General features: G+C 31.7%; 1 protein-coding gene. It reads right to left on the bottom strand.

Annotated features, from left to right (window positions below):
• A partial coding sequence (locus B3J44_RS10015) for a DEAD/DEAH box helicase (protein ID WP_286968231.1) occupies positions 1-338 on the bottom strand: 338 nt, incomplete at both ends.

Raw genomic sequence — 338 nt, 5'->3', positions numbered from 1 at the left:
GCGCCTTCTTTTAATCTCTCTATTTGAGGTTTTATTGGAGTTCCTCCACAAATTGAGGCAATAGATATATTAGGAATATATTTTGAAAAACTTTCTAAATTTCTAAAAATCTGCTGTCCTAATTCTCTTGTTGGAACTAAGATTACAGCTTGGACATCAGTAGATTCTGAATTTACTAATTGTAATAAAGGCAATCCAAAAGCAGCAGTTTTTCCTGTTCCTGTTTTAGCTAAACCAACTATATCGTGAGTTTCGCTCAAAAATAACGGAATTATTTTTTGTTGAATTTCTGTTGGTTCAACAATGTTTAATTCGCTTAAAGCTTTTAAAATTGGAGC

It is taken from the genome of Flavobacterium sp. UBA4854, from assembly GCF_002399805.1.
GTDB lineage: Bacteria > Bacteroidota > Bacteroidia > Flavobacteriales > Flavobacteriaceae > Flavobacterium > Flavobacterium ginsengisoli.
This window is presented reverse-complemented; position numbering and strand designations above follow the sequence as displayed.